A 22933-nucleotide genomic window follows, 5' to 3' on the forward strand; every position below is an offset into this window, starting at 1 on the left:
ATTTAATTTGCTACAATCGGGGCTCTTTGACTAATTTTTATAAGGTATGCAGGTGGTAAACCTAGGTCAGTTGTTTGGCGAGCTAAAAACGTGCTTAAAAAAAGATCAATTCAGTTTTAAAAAACGTCTCCATGGCGTTAAAAAAATTACCGACGAGGCAAAATTTACCAGTGCGCTTGAAAAAATTACGGCTGATATCAGTCGCAGTCAAACGCTTCGAGAGCAACGTTTAGCTGGGCTACCTAACGTTACTTACCCTGAACAATTGCCCGTTAGTCAGAAAAAAGACACCATTAAAGAGGCGATTGCTAATAATCAAGTGGTGATTATTGCCGGTGAAACAGGCTCGGGTAAAACAACACAAATTCCTAAAATGTGTTTAGAGTTAGGCCGTGGGGTTGATGGGTACATAGGCCATACGCAACCCAGACGTTTGGCTGCACGTAGCGTTGCCAATCGTATTGCAGAAGAAATGCAATGCGAGCTTGGTCAGCAAGTCGGTTTTAAAATTCGCTTTAGCGATCAGGTTTCTACTAACAGTTATATAAAACTGATGACCGACGGTATCTTATTAGCAGAAATACAACAAGACCGCTTTTTAAACCAATACGACACCATTATTATTGATGAGGCGCATGAGCGTAGTTTAAACATTGATTTTATTTTAGGGTATCTTAAAAATTTACTACCAAAACGTCCTGATTTAAAAGTTATTATTACCTCTGCGACCATTGATCCAGAACGTTTCTCTAAGCACTTTGATGATGCGCCAATTATTGAAGTATCAGGCCGCACATTCCCTGTAGATGTACGCTATAACCCCATTAGTGATATCCAAAAAGAAGACATGGAAGCTGAGGGTGATCAACTACAGGGCATTTTTGATGCGGTCGATGAACTTTGCGCTGAAGGCCCCGGCGATATACTGATCTTTTTAAACGGTGAGCGAGAAATTCGCGACACCGCTGATGCGCTAAGCAAGCGTAATTTAAAACACACCGATATATTGCCTTTGTACTCAAGGTTATCGAACGCTGAGCAAAATCGTATTTTTGCGTCGCATTCGCGCCGTCATATTATACTGTCTACCAACGTTGCTGAAACATCGCTCACGGTGCCGGGTATTCGTTATGTAATTGATCCGGGCACAGCGCGTATTAGTCGTTACAGTTACCGTACAAAAGTGCAACGTTTACCTATAGAGCCTATTTCGCAAGCCAGTGCAAATCAGCGTATGGGGCGCTGTGGGCGTGTAGAAGCGGGTATTTGTATTCGTTTGTATTCAGAAGATGATTTTTTATCGCGCCCTGAATTTACCGATCCTGAAATACTGCGTACTAACTTAGCGTCAGTTATTTTACAAATGCTGGCATTAGGGCTTGGTGATATGGCGCAATTTCCTTTTGTGCAAGCGCCAGATAGCCGTAACATTAACGATGGTTTAACCCTGCTTGAAGAGTTAGAAGCGGTAAACGAAGCTAAACGTCATCAAAAAACCAGTTTAACGCAGTCTGGCCGAGAGCTTAGCCGTTTGCCCGTGGATCCGCGTTTAGCAAAAATGGTGTTAACTGCGCATAAGCTCGGCGCATTGCGTGAGGTGATCATTATTGTTGCCGCACTCTCAATTCAAGATCCACGTGAGCGTCCACAAGAAAAACGCCCAGCTGCGAATGAAAAACACGGTCGTTTTGACGATCCAGACTCTGATTTTATTGCCTTTTTAAACTTGTGGAATTACCTCGAAGAGCAGCAAAGTGAGTTGACCAACAGCCAGTTTAGAAAGCTATGTCAAAAAGACTTTTTAGCCTATATGCGTATTCGTGAATGGCAAGACATCGTTTATCAAATCAGCACTGTGTGCAATGAAATGAAAATGAAAGCCACCACCAATGTGGCAGACAGCGAGCTTATTCACAAAGCACTGTTAAGTGGCATGCTCAGTCATATCGGTTTTAAAGACGAAAAGCAGCTGTATAAAGGTGCGCGAAATAGCCAATTTCATATTTTTCCAGGGTCAGGCTTATTTAAAAAGAGTCCAAAGTGGATGATGTCGGCTGAACTGGTGGAAACCAGTAAACTCTATGCGCGTATTAATGCCAAAATTGATGTGAACTGGGTAGAACCCTTTGCTCAACATTTGGTAAAACGCAGCTACACAGAGCCTCATTGGGAGAAAAAACCCGGCGCAGTCATTGCCTTTGAACAACAAACATTATATGGCCTGCTAATCGTTAATAAACGCCGGTGTGTGTATAGCAAGATTGATCCTAAAGTAAGTCGTGAATTGTTTATCCGCTCTGCACTGGTTGAACAAGAGCTGGGATTAAATGAAGCGTTTTTAGCGTATAACCGCCAATTGATTGAAGATATTCAAGTGCTTGAGAATAAATCTCGAAGGCGCGATATTTTAGTTGATGAGCAAACCTTGTTTGAATTTTACGAGAAGAAAATACCTGGCGATATTAACAACCGAGCTGCGTTTATCAAATGGTATAAAACACAAAAACAACAAGACAAACACACCCTGCATATGACCCGTGATGAGTTAATGCAGCATGGCGCCAGCAGCATTACCGAATTTGACTACCCTGATACGTGGCAGCAAGATAATTTGATGTTGCCGCTTACCTATCACTTTGATCCAGGCCAAGCGATTGATGGCGTTGCGGTACAAATACCCGTTGCACTGTTAAACCAAGTACAAGAAAGTGGCTTTGATTGGCATATACCGGCATTTCGTCACGCGTTAATTTGTGGGTTAATTAAGTCATTGCCTAAGTCACTGCGTCGTAACTTTGTTCCTGCACCTAATTATGCCGATGCGGTGTTAGCGGCTATAGAGCCATTACAAGGCTCGTTAATCGACTCGCTAAGCAATCGTTTACTGCGCATGACAGGCGTACGTGTTGACTCTGAAGCGTGGGATTTAAATGCCCTAGCTCCGCATTTAAGGCTACAATTTGAAGTGCGCGATGAACACGATGAATTATTAGCGCGAGGGCTTGATTTAGCTAAACTTAAAGCGCAGCTTCAAGGCAAGGTCACCGACACCTTATCTAAAGTGGCCGACAAAGGCATTGAAAAAACCGACTTAACGCAGTGGGATTTTGGTGCGTTACCAACATCCTATGTTAAAAAGCAAGGTCAGTACGAAATTAAAGCGTACCCTGCGTTGGTGGATAAAAAATCAACGGCGGCAGTGGAGCTATTCGATAATGAAATAAAAGCGCAATTAGCACATCAGCAAGGTTTACGTCGTTTAGTGCTATTAAATGTGCCATCACCCATTAAATACTTGCAGCAAAACTTACCAAACAAGGCTAAGCTAGGGTTGTATTTTAATCCCTTTGGTAAAATTGCTGATTTAATTGATGACTGTATTGCCGCAGGCGTTGACAGCTTATTAGTCAAATATGACGATATCCGCACAAGCGATGCCTTTGAAGCCGTTAAAGAGCATATTCGCGGCGAATTAGGCGACACTGTGGTGGCCATTGCAACCCAAGTAGAGCAAGTACTGAGCATTGCCCATGCGCTGCATAAAAAAATGAAAGGGCGAGTAGATTTAACCATGATCACCGCCCATGGTGATATTAAGTCGCAATTAGAGTCGCTTATTTTTAAAGGTTTTGTGAGTCAGCACGGGGCGGATAAACTTGGTGATTTAATTCGTTATTTAAAAGCGATTCAAAAGCGACTAGAAAAGTTACCGGTTGACCCAAATCGTGATAGGTTATGTGTATTAGAACTGGAAAAAGTGGCGCAAGAATACAAAAAATTAACAACTAAAACGCCTAAAGGTATGCCATTGCCTGATGATGTTGAAGCTATTTTTTGGATGCAGCAAGAATTACGAGTCTCTTTATTTGCACAAACCTTGGGTACACCTTATCCAATTTCTGCAAAGCGGGTATTAAATGCGATAAAAGAAATTGAATAGCTTTGGTGTTATCTATTAAGATAACTTGTAGAAGCATTGATTGAGAAGGAATGACATTGCTATGTCCTCATTAATAAAACATAAATCACGGAAGTTGTTAGTGGTTGACGACGAGTATTTCAATTTTGAAATTCTTAAGGCGGGGTTAGCATCCGCATTTGATTTAAGTTATGCTGACTGTGGTAAAAGTTGTTTAGCATCCGCCATTGCAAATCCACCCGACATTATTTTGCTGGATGTGTGTATGCCGGGACTTGATGGTTACGATACTTGTCGTATCCTCAAACATACGCCTGAGACAAAACACATTCCGGTGGTGATGTTATCTGGATTAGAATCAGCACTTGAAAAACAAGCCGGTTTTGATGCAGGCTGTGATGAGTATGTGGTAAAACCATTTTCTATCGCCATACTACGAGAAAAAATTAATAACATTGTAGAGGGAATTATGTTTACTGAAGATAAGCGAAACTATAGACGCATGCAGGTTAATACACCAGCTATGTTAACCTCGATTGAGCCCGTCGCGGGGCTAAGTTATACCGCGACTTGCCTTGACTTAAGTGCAACGGGGCTTTCTTTACAGCTTGATGATTTATTGGAACTTAATTCAGTTCTATCGGTTGATATTGCATCAACCCATCCGAGCATTGCACCATTAAAAGCCACTGTTAAAGTGATACGTGCCAGCACAGAAGAAGATGGCACGATAACCGCGGGGCTTGAAATTATTGAGTTTAACTAACTACTTAACCAGTTTTTAGTAGACCTTACAAATAAGGCCTTTAAGATAAAAACCTTCAGGGTAGCTGCCCGCAATAGGGTGGTCAGCTGCTTGATTTAAGCGCTCTATAATAAGTAAATCTTTGCCTGCATCAAGGGCTGCGTCTGCGACCACTTTTTGAAACAAATTTTGCTCCATTAACCCAGAACACGAAAAGGTCAGTAGTGTGCCGCCTGGTTTTAATATTTGCATTGCAATCATATTTATATCTTTATAACCCCGACACGCCCCAGTTAGCTGCGCTTTATTATCGGCAAATTTTGGCGGATCCATAACAATAGTATCAAACATCACGCCGTCTTCACGGTATTGGCGTAATAACTTAAATACATCTTGTTTAACAAAGTCGACTTTATTTAAATCAAGATTGTTATGTTTAACATTGCGCTTTGCTGTATCTAGTGCTGGTTGTGATACATCGACATTAGTGACATGCTTACAGCCACCACGCAAGGCATAAAGCGAAAAAGTACCTGTATAACTGAAGCAATTTAATACCGTTTTGTCTTTTGAAAAACGTTCCAGTGCAGCACGGCTATCACGTTGATCTAAATAAAACCCAGTTTTATGGCCTTCAATAACATCAACTTCAATCTTTAAACCGTTTTCTTCAATGATGACGGGTACTGAGGGTTCATTACCCCACAGTACGCCTTTAATTGGCTCTAAACCTTCTTTGGTGCGAACGTCAACATCTGAGCGTTCATAAATATTTGAGCCTGGAAAAATAGCCATTAATGCGCCAACAATTTCACCTTTATGGCGCTCAGCACCGGCGCTGAGCAGCTGACAAACCAAGGTATTATCAAATTTATCAATGGTGACACCCGGTAAATAATCTGATTCAGCGGCGCAGAGCCTAAAACCAGTCAGTCCACCTTCTTCAATCGTATGACTACGTGCTTCGAAAGCACGACGCAGGCGACGTTCAAAAAAATGCTGATCAATCACTTCTTTTTCATCAAAGCTCCACACACGCGCGCGAATTTGTGAATGCGGGCTGTAAGCGGCGGTAGCTAAAAACTTACCTTCGCTGTCGTGTATGGTGACTGTGTCACCTAATCCGGGTTTACCTTTAATTCTTTTGATGGCTTTAGAAAATAACCAAGGGTGTTTTCTTTTTAATGATTTATCGCGACCAGCTTGTAGGTAAACGGCAGATGACATAGGGCTTCTCTGTAGTAGTATATAAGCGCTGTATTTTAGTCAAGGCATGCTCAACATACAATGAATGTTTTGCAAGGGCCTTATAAATCGCGTTAAAGTAGTGGATATTAATTCGTTTAAATAGATTTTTGGAAATTCGGTGGACAACTCAGCCCTAAACCCTTCATTAATGCAACGTGATCAGCAATGCAGAGAATTTATTACTTCTTTGATACATGCCGATGTAGCTCATGATATTACCCATATTGAACGGGTTGTGCGTGTCGCAGTTAAATTATGCAATGCGGAAAAAGCCAATATGAATGTTGTTTTACCTGCTGCGTGGTTACACGATTGTGTTGCGGTAGCTAAAAATCATCCTGATAGGGCAAAAGCCTCGAAAATGGCTGCTGATAAAGCGATCAGTTTTTTAACATCTATTGGCTATGATGAAACGCTATTTGATGATATTCATCATGCCATTGCAGCACATAGTTTTAGTGCCAATATTGCAATTAAAACCATCGAAGCGCAAATTGTACAAGATGCTGACAGAATGGATGCACTAGGCGCTATTGGTGTAAGTCGTTGTATGAAAGTGGGGGGCTCAATAAGCCGACTTTTGTACAATCCGAATGATCCATTTTGTTTAGAGCGTGAACCTGATGATAAACAGTACACTTTAGATCATTTTTTTATAAAGTTACTGCATATTGCAAAAAGTATGAATACACCTTCTGCTAAAGCAGAAGCACTTAGAAGAACAGCTTACATGTATGACTTTTTAGAGCAGTTAAAATCTGAAATTGGAGGGTAAGTCAGTGAGGCCAAAATTGAGCGGTATTGATCATTGTCATTTAAATGTTGAAAGCCTCACCCAAGCCGTTGATTGGTATGAAAAGGTGCTTGGTTTTACCGTAGTAGAGGAATTAGCATTTTTCTATGTATTTTAAAGATAACAGTGGGAATAGCCATGAGATCACTTCCCATGATTATGATGTTATTAAAGCACAGCTTGAAGCTTAACTATCTTAAAGTTGCTCGGTATTTTTAAGCGTTCAGATTTTAATGTTTATCGTGGTGGGATCACTTGTGACCGCTACAACACACAGGCGTTATTCATTGTTGGATTACATTTTAAAGCGCAGTCAGCGTAGAAAAACAGTGGCAATCAAAGTTGCACAGCGTGAGCTTACAGTGTATGCACCTCATTTTGTTACTAAAACACAAATTAACGACTGGTTGTTAAGTAAACAGGGTTGGATTGACGCTCAGTTACATAAGCAAAAAATTCAAGCAGATACACGACAGTTTCCACTTAAAAGCCACAGTATTACATTATTCAATGAAGTTATTAATGTGAAATTTGAAAAAGCAGCATGCACCCAGTGGCAACATTACAATGAAAGTCAAACGTTGTTACTGAGTGTTTCTTCACGTGTAAAGTATCAAACGCAAATGTATCAACGTTTGTTAGAGCAATTTTTGCATGAGAAGTTAGAGGGTTATATTGAAATGCGAGTTAACGATTACTGTCAGCTGATGGATGAAACGCTACCGAGTAATATTCGTATTCAATCGTATAAACGTCGTTGGGGCAGTTGTAACCGCAGGCGTGAACTGACCTTTAACTTACACCTTGCAAGCGCACCCACATGGGTAATTGATTATGTGATTGTTCATGAGTTGGCGCATTTAAAGTACTTAAATCACAGCGCTCAATTTTGGCACCGTGTGGAATTATTTTATTCAGATCATAAACAAGCAAGTAATTGGTTAAACAACTATGGTGTGAGTTTACAGTGGGTATTTGAATAAAAAATAAAAACAGAAAGGAAAAGTGGTGGAGGGAGCTGGATTCGAACCAGCGAAGGCTGAGCCGTCAGATTTACAGTCTGATCCCTTTGGCCGCTCGGGAACCCCTCCACACTAATTGTCATTGCATTTGGCGCCACTTAACTTAGCCTAAGAAAAGTGGTGGAGGGAGCTGGATTCGAACCAGCGAAGGCTGAGCCGTCAGATTTACAGTCTGATCCCTTTGGCCGCTCGGGAACCCCTCCAATGCAACGCGGCAGATGATAGCAAACTTCTTATTTAAGTAAAGAAAAAAGCTAAAGAAAATTCAAATATAGCCGATAAACACTTATTAATTAGTTAAATAGGCTAAAGTCTATGCAGGTTGGTGATTTGTTAATCACAGAGAGCCAGTTAAACACTAGGCTCAATAAAAGTGTGCATGAAAGTCGCCGTGGCGAGTTTTCGCTTTTATTAGCAATGCTCTCTCATGATGCACTCGACTTTAGTGAATTTCACTTACCAAAAAGTGATGCAAAGAGCTATCAAACTGATGAAGATACCTTACGTAAGCAATTGGGCGCGGGCCCAAAGCAACCATTAGCGCCTGATAGCTTTGATATGCTAATTGGTAAAAATAACATTGAATTACTTGCTCAAATGGGCAGTGCAGCGGGTATGCGTGAGATAAAACTACAGCAATATTTAAAACCAGAACCATTACATATTCGTGATAATAAAAACCATATTCCAGTTAATGTAATTGATAACTGCGAATTAGCGGTGCGACGTCGCCTTAAAAAGACAGACATTGAGCTCTCAAACCCACCAATGGATGCCGTAGCTTTTTATGATGATTTACAAAATGAGGCCCTACACCAGCCATTACACTTATTTAGTGCCTAATTAAATTCGTTTAATGTCTCAGAACTAACAGCCATAAATAAGCCTAATAAGGTCAATTTAGTTGCTTTATTAGTGTTTTATACATGCCATTTGATTGTAATAAACAATGTTTATAGTAGTTAGTAACGAGTGGCTTTATAGGCGCTTTATTTTCATAAGCGATTTAATATAAAAAAAGCATCCAAAACTTAAATGCAATTGCTATAATGGCACAAATGGTATGACATTAAATGCCATTATCATTAAACCAAGGTAATTAGGAACGTAATGAAGAAAACATTCACGCTGAATCACGAGAAAATCAAATACCCTCGTATGGTTGATGCTGCAAAGCATGAAGTGAAAAAATATTTGAAAAGAGAACGTAATAAAACTTTACCTGATGATGCTGATTATTGGGCATTTGATTGTAAGTTTGGTAATACAGCACAAGACGCTCAAGTTGTTCGCGTTGCTGAAATTAACAACCATATTAGTGAAATTGAAAAGCAAGGTTTAACGTCTTTTTACTTAGAGATTTTAGCAAGACCTGCGCAGCGTCAAGACTTTGATGAAGGTAATGACGAATAAAACGCCAAGCTGCGTTTAGTGTAGATTTGAAAATGGGCCAAGTGGCCCATTTTTTGTGGTGACGTTTACACGCTATGGCATTTTTTATATTTTTTATTACTGCCGCAGGGGCAGGTATCGTTTCGTTTTACTTTAATATCGGCAACCGGTGTAATTTCACCATCAAGGTAGCGCCACTGTTCATCTTCTTTAATAAATCTTGAATGCTCTGCCAACTCGCAATATAAATCTTGATAAAAATAATGAGCTTTAAATTTTACAAATCCTGTTTCATCGTTATAACCAGAGTCTAATACGGTTAAGTTTACAAAGCGGCAGCTAGTTGCAAAATCTTTAATATCTGACACTGGGTTTTCTAGTTGCTTTTCTTTTGCGTAACTATCATAAATAAAAGTCGCGTTTTCAGTGGCATAAGCACTATAGCGCGCCCGCATAAGTTGTTTAGGTGTTTTTGGGTGTTTAGTTTTTAAATGAAAAGGCTCGCAGCAATCAGCATAAAGTTGCTGGCTGTTACAAAAACATAATAGGGCGCTAGAGGTCATGATAAATGTACTGCGTATTAAAATGTTAGTTTACCAAGCTTATTGCGCAAGTGAAATCTCAGGCTGAGCGCTTTTTTTACTAAAGCAATACAACTTAGTGCGCGTATGACTCAAATTTAATGATAGTTGCGATAACTGTGCATTATTTATTATGTCAGTCCAAGTTATTACGGCTGCAAAATTACCATTGTGCAGTGCTGAGCTTAAAACATACTCCAAATTAACTAAATGTTTTTGCCGAATAACTAACAGTTTGCTGGTATTAATTGAACATGAATCAAGTAACGCTTTGCTAGGTACGTTATCTGGCGCAATTAACAACGTCCATGCATTTAAGCTATTATATTGGTGTAATACTTTTAATAACTCAAAAGTTGCTGAAATTTCATCTTCAATTTGCACAACGTTAACACAATCTGATTGGCCATCTTGTTGGTAGCTTTTAACTGTTCTTACGGTAACTGGCTGTAACATTATCATCTCACTCACTGGGTTTATATACAGTACACGTATACAGTAGTTTATACAGTTGTTTGGTGCAAGTGTTTTTTGCTATTTTTTTGTACAGCTGTTTCGTTTAAACCGTTAAAATTACTATCGACTAATTAATAATTCATATATAACAAAGAGTTGAATTTTAAGTGTGCATGTTCTCACCTTAAGATGGCCTGAGAATACAGTGGCTGTAGTAAATTAAGCGTTGTTTTTAACGTGTTAACGCTTAATTTAAGTAACTGATAATAGAGTTGAAGGGCTGTAAAAATTACTTATCGCTGCTTGAGGGGATCAAGTGGGAAAATTGTAACTGATGAATTTGTTCATACAGACTTGCAGCGTAACATTGCGCATCTTTAAAGCGTTTGGTGCTAATGTGTTTGCGTATATCGTTTATTGCCTCTATCGCGGGTTCATAGCCTTGACTACTTGCTAAGCTAAGCCATGCTGCACCATGGAACACACTTTGTGGTACGCCTTGCCCTTTTATAAAAAATAACCCTAAATAAAACTGAGCACGGTAGTTCCCTGCCATTGCTGCCAAACGCATCCACTTTGCCGCTAAAGCGTTTTGTTCATTCTTAAGGTAATAAAGGGCTTTATTTAATGTGTCTTGATCTGTACTTTTAGAACTCGCAGGCAGATTTGTATCGCTTGGCTGCGTTACAAAAGAAAGAATATTGTCTAGTTGTTGCTCTAGGTCTTGGCCGCTAGGTGTTGTTTTGATCATATTAATTCATTTGTTATTTTAAACACTTAGCTAGTTTAGTATAAAGCAAGGCAAAATGTCCTGTAAAAAGTGATTTTTATGCTAAAATCTCGCCACTTTTTATAACCACAAGTATATTATGCTCGACGCTTTATTTAAAATCCGTGCAAATAATTCTTCGGTTCGCCGTGAATGTATTGCCGGTATGACTACATTTATCACCATGGTTTACATCGTTTTCGTCAATCCTGCTATGCTTGCTGAGGCAGGTATGGATCAAGGAGCTGCCTTTGTTGCTACTTGTATTGCTGCGGCAATAGGGTGTTTTATTATGGGCTTGTGGGCTAACTATCCGCTCGCATTAGCACCTGGTATGGGCTTAAATGCTTTTTTTACCTATGGCGTTGTATTAGGTATGGGTTATAGCTGGCAAGCTGCACTGGGTGCGGTGTTTATGTCAGGGTGTCTATTTTTAATATTAAGCTTGTTTAAGGTACGCGAGTGGATCATAAATGCTATCCCTTTAGTGCTTAAACAAGCAATAGCAACAGGTATTGGTGCGTTTTTGGCACTGATAGCACTTAAAAGTGCGGGTATTATCGTATCAAGCCCTGCAACACTGGTGCAGCTGGGTGATATTACTTCCCCTGGTCCATTATTAGCTATTTTTAGCTTTTTTGTCATCGCTGCATTGCTTTATCGTGATTTTAAAAGTGGCGTACTGATTAGTATTTTACTAGTCACCGCGATTGCAGTGTCTATGGGGTTAGTGGAGTATCATGGTGTTATTGCAATGCCACCTTCTATCATGCCTACCTTTATGCAACTTGATTTTAGTGCTGCTTTTGAACTGTCTATGTTGAGTGTTATTTTTGCATTTTTATTCGTTGATTTGTTTGATACCTCGGGCACGCTTGTAGCGGTTACTCAAAAGGCTGGGTTAGCAGATAAAAACGGTAATATGCCGCGTTTAGGCCGTGCATTAAGTGCAGACAGTACAGCTACCATTGCAGGTGCAATGCTCGGTACTTCAACAACCACATCATACATTGAGTCTGTTGCAGGGGTATCGGTTGGTGGTCGAACCGGTTTAACGGCTGTAGTTGTGGGTTGCTGCTTTTTACTGATGATGTTTTTTGCACCTTTAGCACAGATGGTGCCAGCATATGCAACCGCCGGCGCTATTTTGTATGTATCTGTTTTGATGTTACAAAACTTAAAATTTGTAAACTGGGATGATATGACAGATGCAATTCCGGTGAGTGTTGTATTATTAATGACACCGCTGACCTTCTCGATTGCTCATGGTATTGCATTGGGCTTTATTTCTTATACCGCGGTTAAAGTGTTGTGTGGGAAAAAAGACCAAGTGAGTATAAGTGTATGGATTTTAACGGTGCTATTTATCGTTAAATTTGCATTTTTAGGTTAAGTTAAAAAAGCCCATGCGGTTTTGCATGGGCTTTAAAACTGATATGTTTGCTACTACCATTTCTTTTTAGGAGCAAAGAGTACGTCTAAGTCATCTTGCTCTTGCTCGTTCTTTTTCTTTAACGACGACGCATTAGAAGCTTTCAGTTCAGTACTTATCGATTCTAGGTAACCTTCAACTTCAGCGCGTTTTGCTGCAATATAATCATCATTAAATGAGACGCTATTAAGGGTTGTAGACGCTTTTTCAAAGTACTGCCGAGCAGAGCCTATCATGCCGGCTGTTTGGGCTGCTAATCCACGTTTTATTTGGCTTTCAATGTTAATTCTAAGCTGTAATTTTTCTAGGCGCTTATCTTCTGCGATAAACACTTGGCTATCGACTTTACCTTTATTGTGCTCGGAGCGAGCTATAACGCGCAGTTTTTTAATGCCCTGTATTAGCGATATTAATTGTTTGTCATTACCTGGTAAAACAAATCCCTCAGAGCCGTCTTGAATGGGGTTTTGCAAGCGTTCTTTTGCTTCTTTTAAACGGTTCTTTAATCCACTACCACCGGTTGAAATTGATACCATACTATTAAGTGCATCGTGAATACGCCGTTGTAATACTCGCTGAATGGGCTCTGAGAGTGGAATGTTAGCACTATTCATTAAAGCTTCTTCAGTTTCTTCAATAATAGCTTTATATTTTGTTAGTTCTTTACGTCGTTCAGCTTCTTGTTTTTCTTTGTGTTGTTGAACAGCACTAACCCATAGTGCAATGACGATAAGCGCAACAATTAATACAATTATAATGGAGACGATCATGTTATAATTCTCAAATTCTTAACCTTATGTTTTAATCTTACATTAAATATATAACAGTAGGGAAATTTTGCGCTGATTAACTGAAAAAAGTATCCCCATAAACCGGTTAAATCTTAATATGTTATGTTTTTTCTGCTGATAATCATTGCTATCTGAACTTTATTTATTGTGTTAACCTGAATTTTAATCGATTAATTGTTATATTATGTAACCTTAATCAGCCTTTTATATAGTTACCTGTTAATTATAGGGTGTGCTTTATCTGTCAATTTGAATTATAACGAAACTACATAACCATGAAATTACAACAACTTAGATATATCGTAGAAGTTCAAAATCATAAATTAAATGTCTCAGCCACTGCTGAAAGTTTGTTTACCTCTCAACCAGGTATTTCTAAGCAAGTACGTATGTTAGAAGATGAGCTAGGTGTACAAATTTTTGGTCGCAGTGGTAAGCACTTAACTCACGTTACAGGGGCTGGTGAAGAGATCATTAATATATCGCGAGAAATACTCTCAAAGGTTGAGGGTATTAAAGCGGTAGCTAATGAACATACGTTACCAAATCAAGGCAAACTTAATATTGCCACTACGCATACTCAAGCACGTTATGCGCTTCCAAGCGTTATTAAAGGCTTTACCCAGAAATACCCTGCAGTATCACTGCATATGCACCAAGGCACGCCGCAACAAATATCGGATGCAGCCGCACGCGGGGATGCTGATTTTGCAATTGCAACGGAAGCACTTCATTTATATTCTGACTTGGTCATGCTGCCTTGTTATCACTGGAATCGAAGTATTGTGGTTGCTAAAGACCACCCATTGGCGCAAAAAGTTAATAATTTAACTGTCGCTGATATTGCTCAATACCCATTGATCACCTATGTGTTTGGTTTTACAGGGCGTTCAGAGCTTGATAAAGCATTTAATGCTTATGGGTTAGAGCCGCATATTGTATTTACAGCAACTGATGCCGATGTGATTAAAACATATGTTCGTTTAGGGTTGGGTGTAGGCGTTGTTGCTTCAATGGCGATAGATAAAGCAAATGATTCTGACTTAGTGTGTATAGATGCCAGTCATTTATTTGAAGCGAGTACAACTAAAATTGGCTTTAGAAAGGGAAGTTTCCTACGCACTTACATGTATGACTTTATTGAACGTTTTGCACCGCATTTAACCAAAGAGCGAGTAGAGCGGGCAAGTTTATTACGTAATCAAGAAGACGTTGATAAATTATTTGCCGATATAGAGCTGCCGGTTAGGTAGTAATAAATAAAGATTCAAAAGCCGCTTGGTTGCAAAACTACGCGGCTTTTTTGTTTTTAACACTCAATAATATTAACTGCTAGTCCTCCGCGTGCGGTTTCTTTGTATTTAGTTTTCATATCGTTACCGGTATCAAGCATGGTTTTGATCACTTTATCAAGTGATACCTTTTGTTCGCCACTACCGCGAATAGCAAGGCGAGAAGCGTTAATTGCTTTAATTGCGCCCATTGCATTACGTTCAATACAAGGCACTTGTACTAAGCCACCTACAGGGTCGCAGGTTAAACCTAAGTTATGCTCCATGCCAATTTCAGCGGCATTTTCTACGTGCATGACGTTACCACCCACAATTTCAGTCAGCGCACCAGCGGCCATCGAACAGGCAACGCCTACTTCACCTTGGCAACCTACCTCAGCGCCAGAAATAGAGGCGTTCTTTTTGTACAAAATACCAATTGCGGCAGCTGTTAATAAATAGCGGGTAGCAATATCACGGTCAACTTCTTTGATAAAAGTGTGATAATACATCAATACTGCTGGTAAAATGCCCGCGGCCCCATTTGTTGGTGCGGTAACTACACGTCCTCCAGCTGCATTTTCTTCATTGACGGCCAATGCGAATAAATCAACCCAGTCCATAGCGCGCAGTGGATCGTTACTTACTTCGACATTAAGCTTTAAATATAAGCTTGGTGCACGGCGTTTTACTTTTAATCCACCAGGTAAAATACCTTCGGTGCGCATACCACGCGCAATACAGGCTTTCATTACTTGCCAAATATTAAATAGCTCATCTTTAATGGCTTCTTCGCTGCGCAGTGTTTTTTCATTTTTCATCATTAACGTCGATATGCTATAACCTGACTCTTTACACATTTCGAGTAATTCTTTAGCCGAGCCAAATGGGAATGGCGCTGGATTTTCTTCACGGATATCAATTGCGGCTTGTTTTTCTTTTTCAAACTCTTCATCCGTAACAATAAATCCACCCCCAATCGAGTAGTAAATTTTACTGTAAATTTTTTCGCCATTGTTATAGGCAATGATTTCCATTGCATTAGAATGCTTAGGCAGCGTTTTTCTGCGATGAAAAACAATAGCGCCTTGTTTAGGAAACTTAGCTTTGTGAGTTTGGTTTAAGTAAATAACCTGCTCATTTTCAATTTTTGCTAAAATGTCGTCAACTAAATCGGCATCAATGGTTTCTGGATCGTAACCGGCTAAGCCAAGTATCACCGCTTTACCCGAGCCGTGACCAACACCTGTTTGGCCTAATGAACCATAAAGTTCTACTTTTACATCGGTCACATTTGCTAATAGTTGTTGCTCATTTAGGGCGTTAACAAATAAGCGTGATGCGCGCATTGGGCCAACAGTATGTGACGATGAAGGGCCAATACCAATGCTAAACATATCAAATGCACTGATCATAATGTGTGTCTCTATTTAGTTTTCTCAGCATTAAGCTGCTGTTTGAACGGTCGACTATGATAACGTGGAAACGTAGGTGTGTAACCCTTATTAGTAAAGATTTAAACTGGTATGGCGAGTTGTTTTGTAAAGTTTTTAATAATACTGGCGGTTGCTCCCCATAAGAGTCCATGTGGGGTAATAAAGCCATTTAAAGTAATGGTTTTTCCGCCGCGTATAAAAGGCAGAGGCTGCCAGTTAGCCTCGTTACTGAGTGCTTTAATCGAGAGCAAAAAGCTGGCTTGTACTTCGTTGTGATCGTTCTCCCATACGGTTTCTTTTTTAATTAAGCCTACAAAAGGGCGTATGGTAAACCCGGTGAGAGTTGAATATTCAGGTAACTGGCCTAACACATGGACATTGTGCGGAGCAATATTAAGCTCTTCGTGGAGTTCACGAAGCGCGGTGGTGCGTAAATTCACATCATTAATTTCAAATTTGCCGCCCGGTAAGCAAATTTCTCCTGGATGATGATGTAAATATGTTGGTCGCTTACACAATAAAATATGTGCTTGATTGTTTATATCAATCAAAGGCAGCATGACCGCACTTGCTCGCTTTTTTTTGTTATCTTTGAGCTGATCTACCGCTAAGCTGCGGTTTAATTGAAAACGTGCCGCCACAGTTACACTATTCAAAGCAACCCTCAGTTAATATAGGGAGTATTTTATTTACTTTATCGTAAGTTTCTTGATATTCCAATTCGACTTTTGAATCAGCAACTATTCCACCGCCAGCCCAACAATATATTTGTTGTTTATGAGTGACTAAAGTTCGAATAGTTATACTGGTGTCCATGTTACCGCAGGCACTAATATAACCAATAGAGCCACAATAAACGCTGCGTCTGTGGGGTTCTAGCTCTTCTATTATTTCCATGGCACGTACTTTTGGTGCACCTGTAATAGACCCCCCAGGGAAGGCGGCTTCTAGTTGATCGACTGCCGTTTTACCTGCATCTAGGGTTGAGGTGACTGTGCTCACTAAATGATGCACCGCTGCAAAGCTTTCGATGGCAAATAATGAGGGCACAATAACCGAGCCCGGTTTTGCGACTTTTCCTAAATCATTTCGAAGTAGATCAACGATCATCACATTTTCGGCGCGGTCTTTACTGGAATTTGCCAGTAAGGTCGCTTGTTTTGCATCTTCCAGTGCATCGGTTTTGCGAGGTAAAGTGCCTTTAATCGGTTTTGTTTCTACTTTGTTGTCGTGCACTGCAATAAAACGCTCGGGTGAAATTGATAAAATAGCGCCCTGAGGATGATTAATAAAACTTGAAAAAGGCGCTTTATTAGCCTGAGTTAATTTAATATAGGCCGACCAAGGTGAGCCTTGGTAATGCGCGCTAAAACGCTGCGCTAAGTTAATTTGATAACAATCACCACTTCTAAGATACTCTTCAATGGCGGCAAACTTTTCGCTGTAAGTCGTTTGGCTCATATTTGACTGCCACTGTGATGTGAGCGTAAAACGTTGCTGTTTAGTTGGCTGCGCTAAATACTGCTGATACAGCCATAGGCGGTCTACATTGGGCTGGGAAACATAAAACCAGGTGTGCAGTTGTTTATCGTAAATCAGCGCATCGAGGTAAAGTCCAACGGCCATTTGCGGTAAATCAATGTCGTGTAAAGCGCTACTTGGTAGTTGCTCTAAGGTACGGCCTAAGTCATAACCAAAATAACCTAGCCAGCCACCATTAAAGGGTAAATTGTTCGCGGCTTTTGTCGTATCAAGCTTTGCCAGTTCATCATTCATTATTTCAAAGCAGCTTTTAGGGCTGTGCTGGCCATTAAAAATACTTTGATTATTTTCAACTTCAAGGATGCCATGAGGCGCGATCGCAATCATGTCAAAACGACTGTTAACATGAACGCTGTCACCTGAATCTAACAAAATGGCGTAAGGTAAATGAGCAAAATGCGAAAATACCTCAATACACTTTGCTGATATGGCTAATTCAACACAATTTTTTTTATTGTTTAGCATTTACTACCCCTTTAAGAACTGGCTCCAAACGGGCTAGGAGGGTATCATAAGTCAAATTTATTTGGCAGCGTTTAGTGAGCGCTGTGGCTGAAAACATTCGAACCACCGTCACAGGTTTGATATCGCTTACGTGCAGCGTGCGTAACAACAAATTAAGGAACCACTATGAGTACAATTTGTCAGCAAGACTTTATTGATAGCATTGAAGATGCCTTGCAATATATCTCGTTTTACCATCCTCTTGATTTTGTTCAAGCGTTAGAAAAAGCGTATAACAAAGAACAAAGTAAAGCCGCTAAAGATGCGATTGCACAAATTTTAATTAACTCGCGTATGTCGGCAGAAGGCAAGCGTCCGCTTTGTCAAGATACTGGGATCATCACTTGCTTTGTTAAAGTAGGTATGGATGTTAAGTGGGATAAAACCGATTTAACAGTACAACAAATGGTTGATGAAGGCACTCGTCGTGCGTATTTAAATCCAGATAACCCATTACGCGCATCTATTGTTGCCGATCCTGCTGGGGCACGTAAAAACACTAAAGATAATACGCCATCAGTGGTACACATTGACTTAGTGGCAGGTGATAAAGTCGAAGTAATGGTCGCTGCTAAGGGCGGTGGCTCGGAAAACAAAAGTAAAATGGTGATGTTAAACCCATCTGACGATGTGGCGCTGTGGGTAGAAAAAACGCTACCAACCATGGGCGCAGGGTGGTGTCCACCAGGCATGTTAGGCATAGGCATTGGTGGTACTGCAGAAAAAGCTGCGGTAATGGCCAAAGAGTCATTAATGGATCCGGTTGATATTCATGAGCTGATTGAGCGCGGCGCAGAGACAACAGAAGAAAAACTGCGTTTAGAAATTTTTGAGCGTGCTAATAAATTAGGCATTGGCGCACAAGGTTTGGGCGGCTTAACAACGGTTGTCGATGTTAAAATTAAAACGGCGCCTACTCACGCAGCTTCAAAGCCTGTGGTTATGATCCCAAATTGTGCGGCTACGCGCCATGTACACTTTACCCTTGATGGTTCAGGACCTGCTAATTTAAAAGCACCTAAATTAGAAGATTGGCCAGAAGTGACTTTTGAAGTCGGTGAGGGCACACGTCGTGTTAATTTAGACACGCTTACCAAAGAAGACACCAAAGAGTGGAAAATGGGCGAAACTGTTTTACTCTCAGGGACTATTTTAACGGGGCGTGATGCGGCCCATAAGCGTTTACAAGATATGCTCAATGCAGGAGAAGGTTTACCTGAGGGCGTTGATTTTGATAATAAGTTTATTTACTACGTGGGCCCTGTAGATGCAGTAGGCGATGAAGCCGTAGGCCCTGCAGGCCCGACAACAGCAACGCGTATGGATAAATTTACCGACATGATGTTAGAAAAAACCGGTATTGTGGGCATGATTGGTAAAGCCGAGCGTGGCCCTGAAACGGTTGAATCTATTAAAAAGCATCAGTCAGTGTACTTAATGGCGGTAGGCGGTGCGGCTTACTTAGTCTCTAAAGCAATTAAAAAAGCACGTGTTGTTGCCTTTGAAGATTTAGGTATGGAAGCTATCTACGAATTTGAAGTAGAAGATATGCCAGTAACAGTGGCCGTAGACAGTGAAGGTGCAAATGCCCACACCCAAGGTCCTGCAATTTGGAAAGCAAAAATTGAAGAGTTAGACAGTAAAATGAAGTAAAGCTGCTAGTTAAAGCCACCATAAAAGCGAGCACACTGTGCTCGCTTTTTAGTTTGTTTTGAAATTTGCTAAGGACTTTCACACCTCAGATCAGTTTATACTGCGTTGGCAATTATCTTGTAAATCATTGTATTTTAAAGTGTTGTATACTTTTTAAAAGTGTATGACTAAGTTTACAAATAAATTCAGGATGACGTTAACGTAAGCGTAACTATTGGCTGGGGTGGTGTTGTTAGCTTTTATAGTTAATAAAATAGCTGTTGCTGAATTTTTTATGCTTAACTTTGTCTTTGGCTAGCTTTATTTTTCTGTTGAGTGCGCTTTATTTGGTTTGTCTACTCACAGTGTGGCGAACCACTAACTGAAGTGATAAAGTCTCGACTATGTCTAGCGTGCTTGCCCATTGGGGCTCATTATTTTCGGAGTAGTTAAGGTGGTTGTATTTAATCAAGTTGAATTTGATAACCATGAACAAGTGGTTTTTTGTTCAGACAAAGCGTCTGGCTTAAAAGCCATCATTGCGGTACATAACACAAACTTAGGCCCAGCTGTTGGCGGGTGTAGAATGTGGGATTATGCCAACGATGAAGACGCAGTTTACGATGTACTGCGTTTATCAAAAGGGATGACTTATAAAAATGCTGTTGCATGCCTGCCATTTGGTGGCGGTAAGTCTGTTATTATTGGTAATGCAAGAGAAATCAAATCTGAGCAGTTATTTCGCGCGTTTGGTCGCCAGTTAGAGCGTTTAAATGGCAGTTACTATTCAGCCGAAGACGTAAACATTACTTGTGATGATGTGGCGTTAATGAACAAAGAAACAAACTACGTGTTAGGTCTTGAAGGTAAAAGTGGTAATCCGTCGCCATTCACCGCGTACGGCACATTTTTAGGTATAAAAGCCGCGCTTAATCACCAGCGTGGTATTGAAGACTTCTCAGGCATTAAAGTCGCTGTTCAAGGTTTGGGGGCGGTGGCTTATGGGTTATGTAAATATTTAGCGCAAGCGGGTGCTGAATTATTTGTTACTGATATTAACCAAGTTGCAGTAGAACGCGTAGTAAACGATTTTGGTGCTACAGCGGTCGGTATTGATGAAATATACGACTTAGACGTTGATGTGTATGCCCCATGCGCATTAGGTGCCACTATTAATGACATTACCATCCCACGCTTAAAAGCAACTATAGTGGCAGGGTGTGCAAACAATCAACTAGCTGAATCACGCCATGGTGAAATTTTACGTGAAAAAGGCATTTTATATGCGCCTGATTATGTAATAAATGCAGGCGGCATTATCAACGTGTATTATGAAACTGCACCTGAGGGGTACAGTAAAGAAGCATCGAATAAACACGTTGAAAGAATTTACGATACATTAAGCGAAATTTTTACCCGTAGTGAAAAAGAGCAAAAATCAACGCATTTGATTGCTGATGAATTAGCACAAGAAATTATTGAAAACGGACTTTAGGTTGTCAGTCTAGTTCAGGATTAAAATGTGTTTTACTAAAGGAGCAAAATACGCTCCTTTTTTTATGCCTCATGTAATACTTTGGTATAACCTCACTCAAAGTGTGACTTTAGTTAATGTTAATAGAGGCGAAGCAGGGTAATATCCAGCTTTTCGCATGCATTTACCCATGCTCAAAGTCGTGGTATTGCTAAATTTGTGTTTGGCCAATACAAGGTCAATACAGGTGAAATGCCGCTTGCGATTGATGTTCACCATGTGCTTTTAGACGGGCTGCATGTGACCAAGTTTGTCCAGCTATTACAACGAATATCCGATAGTTGTGATGATAATAGTTAATGAAAAAGTTGTAAGTTCTATGTTACCATTTACGGGTTGTATATTTTTACTTCAATTTTCATCCTATAACTTACTCAAATATAAAATTAATAATAAAGGCAGTGTTTGATGAATCGCTCAGTGATTTTATGTTTCTTGTTGGTGATTTTTACTGTTGACGCACAGCAACAGACTCGCTTGCCATTACGTGATTATTTTTTTGAAACCTGGAATACTCGCTCGGGTTTACCGCACAACAGTATTAATAGTCTTGCACAAACACAAGATGGCTATCTATGGATTGGCACTTGGGAGGGGCTTGCCCGTTTCAACGGCCAAGAATTTAAGTTATTTACCCGTGCCGAAATTACTGATTTGCCCGACTCAGGCATACGTGCCCTTACACCTACATCCGACGGTGGTTTACTTATAGCGGGTTCTCGCGGCGGTATTAGCTTATATCAGCATAGGCAATGGGACACGCAACCAAGTGCCCAGGCGATGGTGAACCACGTATTTAAAAGTAAAAATAATGACTTGTGGCTGGCGCTTGAAAATGACGGCGTATTTTATCGCCCCGCCAATAGCAACCAAGATACCCCAATCATACAAAATGTCAGTGCATATAGAATAATTGAAGACAAACAAGGGGTTGTATGGGCTGCAACCAGTGACGGCTTGTACAAAATAGTAAACTACAAACCAACATTAATGAGCACACAACACGGTTTACCAGATGCCCCTGTTTATACCTTATTAGTTACCCGTGATGACCGCCTTATTATAGGCAGCGAAAAAGGAGCCAGAATATTAAATGGCGAGTCATTCGAATCTCCCCACCCACAACTTGACACGGAATCTATTTCTAGTTTGTTAGAAGATAACCACGGCGACTTGTGGTTTGGCACCATTAATAAAGGTGTATTAAGGCTGAGTAATAATGCCATAGAGCAGCTAAATGCACAAAGTGGTTTGCCTGCAAATCGTATTTTATCTTTATTACAAGACAGAGAAAATAGTATTTGGGTTGGCACCAATGCGGGGGTATTTAGGCTTAGAGAAGCGCCGTTTTCATCGTGGGGTAAAAAACGAGGCTTATCTAGCGATTATGTACGCACTGTACTGTCACATTCACAAGGGAGTCTGTGGATAGGTGGAAGCACAGGATTAGACCGTATACAAAACAATAAGATACAGCAAATTAAAGGAACCAAACAAGGCTCACCCTACTCGGTATTAAGCTTAATGGAAGATAAACATCAAAATGTATGGGTGGGTACTTATACTTCAGGTGTTTTGAGAGTTGTTGATGGCACATTAACTCCCTATTTAAATCGTGATAATGGATTAGGCAGCAATGAAGTCAGATCATTACTTTTTGATTCAAAAAATCGCTTGTGGATAGGCTCAGCCATGGGTCTGACTCGTGTAAATACCGATGGGGATTTAGTCCAATACACTAATAAAAAAGAGCTGCCCAGTGGGTTTATTTTGGCATTAAATGCTGACGAATCCCCACAAAATAAAAATTAATGGTAGACTCTCATGATTATTTGTGATCAAATTTTTTCACTATAAAAAAACTCA

General features: G+C 40.2%; 19 protein-coding genes, 2 tRNA genes and 3 pseudogenes. 14 read left to right on the top strand and 10 right to left on the bottom strand.

Annotation, left to right across the window (positions count from 1 at the left end):
- Positions 1–52 precede the first annotated feature (52 nt).
- The 3 genes and pseudogenes from hrpA (at position 53) to AC6H44_RS05670 (ending at position 4685) form a co-directional block, all read left to right on the top strand.
- Positions 53–3940, top strand: coding sequence for an ATP-dependent RNA helicase HrpA (gene hrpA, locus AC6H44_RS05660; protein ID WP_500737927.1), 3888 nt, complete (start codon positions 53–55; stop codon positions 3938–3940).
- 61 nt (positions 3941–4001) lie between these two features.
- A pseudogene (locus tag AC6H44_RS05665) lies at positions 4002–4379 on the top strand (response regulator); the annotation flags it as partial.
- A 9-nt stretch (positions 4380–4388) separates the two neighbouring features.
- A complete protein-coding gene (locus AC6H44_RS05670) occupies positions 4389–4685 on the top strand; it encodes a PilZ domain-containing protein (RefSeq protein ID WP_500738381.1) in 297 nt (98 codons plus the stop codon).
- Between the two features lie 15 nt (positions 4686–4700).
- Here AC6H44_RS05670 and AC6H44_RS05675 read toward each other — a convergent pair whose 3' ends face one another.
- Positions 4701–5891, bottom strand: coding sequence for a class I SAM-dependent methyltransferase (locus AC6H44_RS05675; RefSeq protein WP_500737928.1), 1191 nt, complete (start codon positions 5889–5891; stop codon positions 4701–4703).
- 139 nt (positions 5892–6030) lie between these two features.
- On the opposite strand from AC6H44_RS05675, the gene AC6H44_RS05680 reads away from it, so the two are divergent.
- From AC6H44_RS05680 to AC6H44_RS05690, 3 genes and pseudogenes are all read left to right on the top strand, one after another.
- Positions 6031–6687 (top strand): HD domain-containing protein, encoded by a 657-nt coding sequence (locus tag AC6H44_RS05680; protein ID WP_500737929.1) that lies wholly within the window; start codon positions 6031–6033, stop codon positions 6685–6687.
- 4 nt (positions 6688–6691) lie between these two features.
- Positions 6692–6896: pseudogene (locus tag AC6H44_RS05685) on the top strand (VOC family protein).
- 99 nt (positions 6897–6995) lie between these two features.
- Entirely contained in the window at positions 6996–7688 is a 693-nt protein-coding gene (locus tag AC6H44_RS05690; protein WP_500738382.1) for a M48 family metallopeptidase, read from the top strand.
- Between the two features lie 23 nt (positions 7689–7711).
- Here AC6H44_RS05690 and AC6H44_RS05695 read toward each other — a convergent pair.
- Together AC6H44_RS05695 and AC6H44_RS05700 are read right to left on the bottom strand one after the other, a co-directional pair.
- Positions 7712–7796 (bottom strand) — tRNA-Tyr (locus tag AC6H44_RS05695).
- 49 nt (positions 7797–7845) lie between these two features.
- Positions 7846–7930: transfer RNA gene (locus AC6H44_RS05700), tRNA-Tyr, on the bottom strand.
- 112 nt (positions 7931–8042) lie between these two features.
- On the opposite strand from AC6H44_RS05700, the gene AC6H44_RS05705 reads away from it, so the two are divergent.
- Both AC6H44_RS05705 and AC6H44_RS05710 read left to right on the top strand, forming a co-directional pair.
- Positions 8043–8570: a VC2046/SO_2500 family protein gene (locus AC6H44_RS05705; protein WP_500737930.1), complete on the top strand. Its 528-nt coding sequence runs from the start codon at positions 8043–8045 to the stop codon at positions 8568–8570.
- Between the two features lie 267 nt (positions 8571–8837).
- Positions 8838–9140: a DUF6172 family protein gene (locus tag AC6H44_RS05710; protein ID WP_500737931.1), complete on the top strand. Its 303-nt coding sequence runs from the start codon at positions 8838–8840 to the stop codon at positions 9138–9140.
- A gap of 65 nt (positions 9141–9205) precedes the next feature.
- Here the strand turns inward: AC6H44_RS05710 and AC6H44_RS05715 are convergent, their stop codons facing one another.
- From AC6H44_RS05715 to AC6H44_RS05725, 3 genes are all read right to left on the bottom strand, one after another.
- Entirely contained in the window at positions 9206–9682 is a 477-nt protein-coding gene (locus tag AC6H44_RS05715) for a YchJ family protein (protein ID WP_500737932.1), read from the bottom strand.
- Between the two features lie 39 nt (positions 9683–9721).
- Positions 9722–10156 carry a SulA-like leucine-rich domain-containing protein gene (locus AC6H44_RS05720; protein ID WP_500737933.1) on the bottom strand — a complete coding sequence of 145 codons (435 nt, stop codon included), beginning with the start codon at positions 10154–10156 and terminating at the stop codon, positions 9722–9724.
- Between the two features lie 289 nt (positions 10157–10445).
- Positions 10446–10907, bottom strand: a complete 462-nt coding sequence (locus AC6H44_RS05725; protein ID WP_500737934.1) for a tetratricopeptide repeat protein — start codon at positions 10905–10907, stop codon at positions 10446–10448.
- A gap of 118 nt (positions 10908–11025) precedes the next feature.
- Here AC6H44_RS05725 and AC6H44_RS05730 point away from each other — a divergent pair, with 118 nt between their 5' ends.
- Entirely contained in the window at positions 11026–12318 is a 1293-nt protein-coding gene (locus tag AC6H44_RS05730) for an NCS2 family permease (protein WP_500737935.1), read from the top strand.
- Positions 12319–12371: 53 nt separating this feature from the next.
- Here AC6H44_RS05730 and AC6H44_RS05735 read toward each other — a convergent pair whose 3' ends face one another.
- The gene (locus tag AC6H44_RS05735; protein WP_500737936.1) at positions 12372–13127 is read right to left on the bottom strand and encodes a hypothetical protein; all 756 of its coding nucleotides are present in this window, start codon (positions 13125–13127) and stop codon (positions 12372–12374) included.
- A gap of 296 nt (positions 13128–13423) precedes the next feature.
- On the opposite strand from AC6H44_RS05735, the gene cysB reads away from it, so the two are divergent.
- Positions 13424–14401 (top strand): HTH-type transcriptional regulator CysB, encoded by a 978-nt coding sequence (cysB, locus tag AC6H44_RS05740; protein ID WP_500737937.1) that lies wholly within the window; start codon positions 13424–13426, stop codon positions 14399–14401.
- 56 nt (positions 14402–14457) lie between these two features.
- Here cysB and AC6H44_RS05745 read toward each other — a convergent pair whose 3' ends face one another.
- From AC6H44_RS05745 to pabB, 3 genes are all read right to left on the bottom strand, one after another.
- Positions 14458–15834 carry an L-serine ammonia-lyase gene (locus AC6H44_RS05745; protein WP_500737938.1) on the bottom strand — a complete coding sequence of 459 codons (1377 nt, stop codon included), beginning with the start codon at positions 15832–15834 and terminating at the stop codon, positions 14458–14460.
- A 101-nt stretch (positions 15835–15935) separates the two neighbouring features.
- On the bottom strand, positions 15936–16511 hold the full coding sequence (locus tag AC6H44_RS05750; protein ID WP_500737939.1) for an NUDIX hydrolase: 576 nt from the start codon (positions 16509–16511) through the stop codon (positions 15936–15938).
- Positions 16504–17862 (bottom strand): aminodeoxychorismate synthase component I, encoded by a 1359-nt coding sequence (gene pabB / locus AC6H44_RS05755; RefSeq protein WP_500737940.1) that lies wholly within the window; start codon positions 17860–17862, stop codon positions 16504–16506. The genes AC6H44_RS05750 and pabB overlap by 8 nt, the downstream gene beginning before the upstream one ends.
- Positions 17863–18027: 165 nt before the next feature.
- Here pabB and AC6H44_RS05760 point away from each other — a divergent pair, with 165 nt between their 5' ends.
- From AC6H44_RS05760 to AC6H44_RS05775, 4 genes and pseudogenes are all read left to right on the top strand, one after another.
- The gene (locus AC6H44_RS05760) at positions 18028–19554 is read left to right on the top strand and encodes a fumarate hydratase (protein WP_500737941.1); all 1527 of its coding nucleotides are present in this window, start codon (positions 18028–18030) and stop codon (positions 19552–19554) included.
- 433 nt (positions 19555–19987) lie between these two features.
- Positions 19988–21028: a Leu/Phe/Val dehydrogenase gene (locus AC6H44_RS05765; RefSeq protein WP_500737942.1), complete on the top strand. Its 1041-nt coding sequence runs from the start codon at positions 19988–19990 to the stop codon at positions 21026–21028.
- Positions 21029–21172: 144 nt separating this feature from the next.
- Positions 21173–21367, top strand: a pseudogene (locus AC6H44_RS05770) (chloramphenicol acetyltransferase); the annotation flags it as partial.
- 108 nt (positions 21368–21475) lie between these two features.
- Positions 21476–22879: a ligand-binding sensor domain-containing protein gene (locus tag AC6H44_RS05775; RefSeq protein WP_500737943.1), complete on the top strand. Its 1404-nt coding sequence runs from the start codon at positions 21476–21478 to the stop codon at positions 22877–22879.
- Positions 22880–22933 lie beyond the last annotated feature (54 nt).

It is taken from the genome of Pseudoalteromonas sp. TAP-3C, assembly GCF_059888565.1.